Genomic DNA, 836 nt, shown 5'->3' on the forward strand with positions numbered 1-836 from the left:
ACCATAATTGTTTATTTATCTTATGAAAAGCTGCTTTGTAAAAACCAACGCTTCCAAATGTAAAAAGAACGTTTTTTGCAGATATTTATTGAATATGCATTTGCTTTTGATTGGATTGTTAAAGCTACCGAGCATTTTGATTTGTTTGATACGTTTGATAGCCATAACAAGCGTTTATAGGCTCTGTAATTCAAATGAGTGAGTAAAAATCAAACGCATCATTTACATTCCTTTTGATAAGTTTTCATATCTCTCATAGAGCGCTTGCAATATGATACGTTTTGTATATATGCATTCATTACTCCATTGTGGATGATTCATTTTAATCAATAAGAAACGCTATTTGAAAGCCGCGTCATATCATTTGGCACGGCTTTTTTTTATTTTACTCTCTCTTTTATGATATGTTTATAGCAATGCATTTTATATGCGTTTATACACCATAAAGAAAGCACGCCCCCCACGCCGTTCTTTATTCTGTTTTATCAGTTATATTGACAACATTATCCCTTTCATAAACCTCACATTTTTTTGGAACCAACCTTACTTTGCTTTTTTTATTGATTTTTGCATTGCCATAAACACGCCCCCAGATTGTTGCACAATATGAGATTTTAGCATTGCCATAAACAGAGCCATAAATCTCACAAGAGCCACTCACACAAGCATTTCCATAAACCTTGCCATAAATTTTAGCACGACCATTAATAACAGCATAATTATAAATTTTTGCATGGCTATAAATGCAAGCAGAGCCACAAACCTTGGCATGACCATAAACGCGTGCATAACTAAAAACCGTAGCATCATAAGAAACATGCGCATGATCATAAATA

General features: G+C 33.5%; 1 pseudogene. It reads right to left on the bottom strand.

Features of this window, described 5'->3' with window-relative positions:
- Window positions 1–472: 472 nt before the first annotated feature.
- Window positions 473–836 (bottom strand): annotated as a pseudogene (locus ACFILZ_RS09970) (hypothetical protein); the annotation flags it as partial.

Origin of the sequence: Bartonella sp. AP40SXNS (genome assembly GCF_042195825.1) — a bacterium.
Classification (GTDB): domain Bacteria; phylum Pseudomonadota; class Alphaproteobacteria; order Rhizobiales; family Rhizobiaceae; genus Bartonella.